Source organism: Anaerolineales bacterium (assembly GCA_037382465.1).
Taxonomy (GTDB): Bacteria; Chloroflexota; Anaerolineae; order Anaerolineales; family E44-bin32; genus WVZH01.
Genome location: JARRPX010000110.1, coordinates 1 through 5956, shown reverse-complemented (window position 1 = coordinate 5956; position 5956 = coordinate 1). Strand labels below are relative to the sequence as shown.

Below are 5956 nucleotides of genomic sequence, written 5' to 3'. Positions count from 1 at the left end.
TTAGAAGCGACAAACCAGGAGTATATTTTCGTGTTCGGTCATGAACCGGCTTTTCCACAAGCGGGATCTGAAACGGGACTCGCGCGGCACGTTTGTGACAGCTTGGATGCATACCCCGATCGACGGGATCGTTTCTGGCGCCTGTTGGATGACTATGGTGTCGTATTTTACGGATGTGGCCATACGCACGCTTTCAATGTGATTCAGGTCGATGATGTTTGGCAGGTCGATGCTGGACATGCTTCGGGATTGGGCTACGAGGGAATTCCAAGCACGTTTATCATCGTAACCGTGGAAGGCCAGCACGTTTATTATGATGCCTATCGAGACGATGGCCATGGCGGCGTGTATCAGCACGATCAATATGCTGTTTTGCGTTAATGCTTCATCTTCACCTTTTGAAGTAAATTAATCGTTACGGCCCACGAGTTTTTCTGACGCCAGGAAGACCCGCTTTGTGTGGTCGTATCTTTTTTTGCCATTTCGGGTATCATTACCACCTGGAATTGGACGGAGAAGGGTAAATTCTCTCGAATTTGTTTTTAGAAGCTGAAAACTTTTCTTGGTGCTGTTTCGAGATCGAAGTCTTGGATTGAGGAGGAGCATTACCTATGACGGAACCATCGACTGAGGACACTCAACCTGTCGCTGCAATGAAGGATTCTTCATCGAATCGGGTGTTCGTGATGATTCTTCTAATCGGCATGTTAATGGGCATGGTGATCATGGGTTTGTTCGGTTATGGGTTGTATTTCTTTGGATATGTGACGATTCTGGGCGAAGAGACGCAACCTGCGGCGCAGCTGACGGAGGTGAGAATCCCCGTTTGCCCCACTTGCGAAGTGATTATCGAAGAGCCGGAGGTCATCATCGTCACCCCCACCTTGAGCCCGACACCAGACGTTGGTGCCACGGCGACTGCTGCCTGTGGCTCTTTCAACGAGCAGTTCCCAGGGACACCCTGCCCGACGCTGTCCAACCCTTGAGGTCGTGAATGGTAGTGTCCGTGATTTGATTCGCTTTGATGTTCCTCCATCATGCAGGTGCTTCATGCGGGTAAGTAAATTGGTCGATCGAGATAATAGACGGCAGTCGTGCGAAGTCCGAGATCCCGCGTTGGATCTGGCTATCGTGATCCCGCGCAAATTCACGTTATCGCAGATCATTGTCGCGATACCACCACATCCATTGCGGCCCAAGCGGGGGTTCATGTTCATGTGCGAAATGATCGTGGTCCTGCAGGAAAGGGTGCAGCTTTGCATTGGTGGCTTACAAGAACCAGACCGCATTCATCACCGGAGCAAATTATCATCGTGATGGATGCGGATAGCCGCGTCACGCCCGATTTTATCGAGTGCATCAAAACGTATTTCGTCAATGGTACGCGTGCGGCGCAAGCGCGCCTCGAACCGTCGATTTCATCAACGACGCCACTCGAATTGTTATCTTCCCTTTCTGAAATCGTCGAACATCGTGTTTGCGATTCGCTGCGAGCTCGTCTGGGATGGCCGGTAAGATTACGCGGAACGGGCATGTTCTTCCGTCGCGGACTTCTCGAAAAATATTCCCCAAGCCTGCACACGAGCGTTGAAGATCTGGAATTGACCGTCTTGTTAGGCGCGGATGATGAGCCCATCGTTTACGTCCCGCAAATCGTAGTCTACGATCCCAAGCCAATAGATCCACGAGGCGCTGTGCATCAAAGGGCACGCTGGCTGCGGGGGCAATTCCAGGTGATACGTGACTACGCCGCGCAAATTCTGCGTCTACTTTTCCGTGGCCCGAAGGGATGGTCTTTAATCTCCGCCGGTTTGTTGAAGCCACGAACCTTTGCCTTGCCGTTTAAGGTTTTCAGCGTTCTTCTCTTCTTGCACATGGCATTTACGGAAGCCGGATTACTGTGGCGTATCGCGGCAGCAATTGGATGCGCGTCAGTTCTGGTGGATGTGGAGCTTTATCTGTATGCGCTCCGATACACTCGTTATCCATGGAAGACGTTCGTCGCACTGGCGGCTTCGCCTTTGTTTTTCTTCCTCTGGCTTCAAAGTCTGGCATTGGCGATCGTCCACCGTCAACGTTGGTTGAGCAGCAGACGTTCGATCGCCGATCCGCCCCGCCAGAGGTCCACGCAAGCTCCATAATGCAATTGGAAGCGATGGATTCCCGTTCGAAAATCCGCACTTTTTCACTGCTGTTTTGCCTCTTCTTCTCCCTCTATACACTTACATTCAACGGAATGTTTCGCCTGGATGACGAACACATCCTGGCCGCGCGAACACAGAGTCTGGCGCTGTGGGGAGAGCTTATAGAACCCCAGGTGTTTGGCAATCAAAGGGTTCAGGCCTTGATCCCCCTGGGTGATGCGGCGACTCAGATCGAACCGGGACAGGCCGTACTTGGAGCGGCCCTCATGAAAGCTGCTCAGGCTTTCGACCTCGGCGCTGCCCAGAGTCTTTTTTCTCTCAACATCTTGCTGACCGCATTGTGCGCCGGATTGGTTTATTTAATCGTCGTGGAACTCAAGTATGCCCGACGTGTTGCGATCTGGTGTGCGCTTTTCTTTGGAGCCGGTTCGATGGCCTGGCCTTACGCGCAGACTTATTTTCGCGACACACTCGCCATGAGCATGAGTACATTGGCGTTTCTTGGATGGGCCCGTTTGCATGGGGATGAAAATGGTCGACGCAGGTCATCCTTCGTCCTGCTTGGCGTTAGCATACTGGGCGGCGTACTGGCGAAGAACAACGTGGCCGTTCTCGTGCCGGCATTGGCATGTGTGACATTCGCCCGATGGCTGCGTTCTCAGAAAACAAGGGTGGAATGGTTGCGTCTCGTACTGATTGTCCTCGGGATTATCCTTGGTTGTATTGGAATTTTGATGGCCTTGTCGGGCAAAGGCCCTTTCGCCCGGTATACGCTGGATTATTACCTCTTTCTGGCAGGACACTTTTGGGAGAGTATCAGCATCGATCTTTTACCGGCAACGCTCGGCCCATTCTTGAGTCCGGCCAAGAGCATTTTTCTATTTTCGCCTCCCTTGTTGCTGGGTTTGATTTCGCTGCGCCGGATAGCGAAAGGCCGCCATCGTGATTACTCGCTGCTCGTGCTGCTCTTCGCGGGATTTTTGGCCGGCGCACAGGGGTTGTTTTACCGCGAGCGATGGGCCGGTGATTTCGGGTGGGGATTGAGATTCTTGCTTCCGGCTATTCCAGTGCTCGCAACTTTGCTCGCCCCTATCATCGAATCCGTGCTCGACGAGCATCATATCAGCGGCAAGAATAGGTTGAGTGTCGTTTTGGCACTCGGCGTCGTTGTGCAGCTTTGTGCCGTACTCGTACCGTGGCATCAAGCCTATGACCACATGCAAACCAGGGGTCTGGATCCGTATGCATCAAGTGCGGCATGGGCCGTACGCTCGCTGGCCATTCCCTATCAAGTTTCAGGACTTTTCTCCGCAGCTCAGTGGACCGTTGCGTGGCGACGATTGTTTTTATATCGAACGCTGGGTGTGTCGATCATGGTTTTGGCTGCGGTGGCCCTCGGGGGTGTTGCCATTCGAGGAATCATTCGTGAAAGGTGGCTGCAGAAGATCCCAACGCGGGTCTTCGTTGTTGCCGTGCTGTTTGTTTTCAGCATCGTTTCCATCCTGACCTGGTGGGCGGCTGCAGGTGATCCCGCCTGGGGGGATAACCGTCCGGCGTTTCATTTGGCGCTCGTCAGTGTCTCAAGGGAGATTTCAACGCACGATGTAGTCTTGTTGGATTCGTATGGCACGACTTTGTGGAATTTCTGGATGAACCGTTGGTCGCTGCCACAACGTTGGTACTCGCTGCCTTTTTCGATTCCGGGCTCCACGCAGATGGAGAATGCCGGATCGGAAATCCCGGACGATGTCGAACGTTTGATCAACGACTTGAGAGTAAGCGCCGACTCGATATGGTACGTCACCTCCGATGAAACGGCGGACTTCGAAAACAGCCCGGATCGAGAATGGCTCGAACGGATATTTTCGCTCGGATCGTGTGAGGAATTCAAGTCCGGATCACGTGTGGAAGTTTGTAAGTATACGCGCTCAAAATAAAGACCATATCCCAGTAATAAATCCTCGAAATTGTTGGAACGAAGAGGGAAGGTGTTTGGCAATAAGTATTAAAGCTGCCGAACATTGTGAGACGGCGCTTCATTCCAGCGGCAGGCCGCCCTTGGCCTGGACCATCATGTAGGCCGCCCAGGCGCGATCGAGTTCATCCTGCGGACAAAAGCGTAGGGGATCGGCGTCACAGGCCGGGAGAATGCCGTCGTTGTAGGCCGCTTCGACCCAATCTGCATACCAGGCACCCAGGTCGACATCCGTGAATATACCGCTTGCTGGTGGTGGTTCGTATTCTACGCCGTGCATGATCCGCAAGAAAAAGACGCTTCCCTCTGCGCGTGTGTGTTCTCTTAGGGGGCAGAAAATGAGAGGATCAGTTCCGCAACCGGCGGTGAACCCATCGGTCCACAGGCTTTCAATCCAGCCGTAACCCCAGTAACTCGGATCGACGTCGGCGAAGGATGGCGTTGCGGGTGGGGCATAAGGGGGATCGGGAATGGCGCCGTATTGGCCGCGCAGCACGAAGACCGCACTCTGGGCGCGGTTGAGAATGTTGTCCGGGCAATACAGCAGCGGTTCGGACGAACATCCGGCGACGTAGCCTGCGTTGTAGAGGGCGTTGATGTAGTCGAAGGCCCAATGACCGTAGGGGACGTCTTCGAAGATGGCGGTGGGCGTTGAGATGGGGGTATCGGTTGGTGTGGCTGTGGTCGTGGGCGTTTCGGTGTCGAAGGGGGTACCGGTCGGCGTGGCCGTGGGCGTGGGCGTTGCGGTGTCGAAGGGGGTATTGGTCGCAGTGGCGGTGTTGGTAGCAGTGGCCGTCATCGTGGCTGTAGCGGTATCCGTCGCGGTGGCGGTGTTTGTCGCCGTGGGTGCACCGATATCGGTGGCCGTCGCGCTGGCCGTGGAAGTGGGCGTGTAAGTAGGAGTCGGCGTGGGCTCCGGATATTCGAAAGCTGTGTCGGTGGACCACTCCGGTCCGGTAGGAGCCCCCCCATAGTTGCGGTAGGCGTTGCTCGGTCCGCCATCGAAGCCCGTCGTGTCGTTCGCCGCGTCGCCGATGCCTTCGTCAAAATGGAGCAAGGCGCGCGTATCGGCATCGGAGATAAAAGCGGCATTTGGCGGCGTGAAATTATTCGTATAACGAATGGTGGAAGAAAAGCGCATTTCGTCCAGCCAGCCGTGGAACGCTGGGCGATTTAATGGATCGGAGTCGAATTTTTCGGCGCCGATGACCAGGTAGGGATCGTTGGGGTGATCGGCCGTGTGACCGTCCACGTAGCTGATGTCTCCGTTAAACCCTTGCCCCGCGACGTCCAATTGGCCGTCGACGAAGATCTGCATCCCGCCGTCGAGACTGCGCGTCACGGCCACGTGGTGCCAGACGCCGTCGGTGACGACAATGTCGCCGAGGATGGTATGACTTTCGTAGGGGATGCCGTTCCTGGTTCCGAAGGCGATACGGCCGCCTTGCAGCGATACGCCGTATTCGCCAATCCCATTGTCGTCGGTCACGCTGCGATCGAGGATGATGTTGCCCAGTACCCAATTTTCGTAGATCGGTTCTTGGACCGGGGCGGCATTTTCGCCTGGTAGTGCTTTCATCCACCACTCGATGGTGAAATCGGTTTCTCCAACATCGATCGGGCGAGCCGGAGCGTTGATCCGAATCTTGAGGCGATCGACGTCGTTGCTGGCGTTGCCGTAAAATCGCAGCGATCGATTTGGATGGAAATAATAACTCTGGTAATCGTTCAGGACCCAACTTCCGGGATTCAAGCCTGTCCCATCCCGCTCGATAGAGCCTGAATTATACGGTTCGCTTCCGACGTGTATCGTCCATCCCGATACTTTGACCCCCTC

At 54.6% G+C, this 5956-nt stretch carries 5 protein-coding genes; 4 read left to right on the top strand and 1 reads right to left on the bottom strand.

All coding sequences use genetic code 11. From position 1 onward, the window contains the following. The 4 genes from P8Z34_16900 to P8Z34_16885 all read left to right on the top strand — a co-directional run. Positions 1-381 (top strand): hypothetical protein (locus P8Z34_16900; GenBank protein MEJ2552352.1); only part of this gene is annotated, 381 nt, incomplete at its 5' end. Between the two features lie 230 nt (positions 382-611). Then, positions 612-986 (top strand): hypothetical protein, encoded by a 375-nt coding sequence (locus P8Z34_16895; GenBank protein ID MEJ2552351.1) that lies wholly within the window; start codon positions 612-614, stop codon positions 984-986. A 108-nt stretch (positions 987-1094) separates the two neighbouring features. Next, positions 1095-2141, top strand: a complete 1047-nt coding sequence (locus tag P8Z34_16890; GenBank protein ID MEJ2552350.1) for a glycosyltransferase — start codon at positions 1095-1097, stop codon at positions 2139-2141. A 14-nt stretch (positions 2142-2155) separates the two neighbouring features. Then, positions 2156-4081 carry a hypothetical protein gene (locus P8Z34_16885; GenBank protein MEJ2552349.1) on the top strand — a complete coding sequence of 642 codons (1926 nt, stop codon included), beginning with the start codon at positions 2156-2158 and terminating at the stop codon, positions 4079-4081. Positions 4082-4180: 99 nt separating this feature from the next. Here P8Z34_16885 and P8Z34_16880 read toward each other — a convergent pair. Then, positions 4181-5956: hypothetical protein (locus tag P8Z34_16880; protein ID MEJ2552348.1), on the bottom strand; the 1776-nt coding region annotated here is incomplete at its 5' end.

Excerpts from the sequence above, each read along its gene's own strand:
- P8Z34_16895 (MEJ2552351.1), top strand. The coding sequence starts at position 612 with ATGACGGAACCATCGACTGAGGACACTCAACCTGTCGCTGCAATGAAG.
- P8Z34_16885 (MEJ2552349.1), top strand. The coding sequence starts at position 2,156 with ATGGATTCCCGTTCGAAAATCCGCACTTTTTCACTGCTGTTTTGCCTC.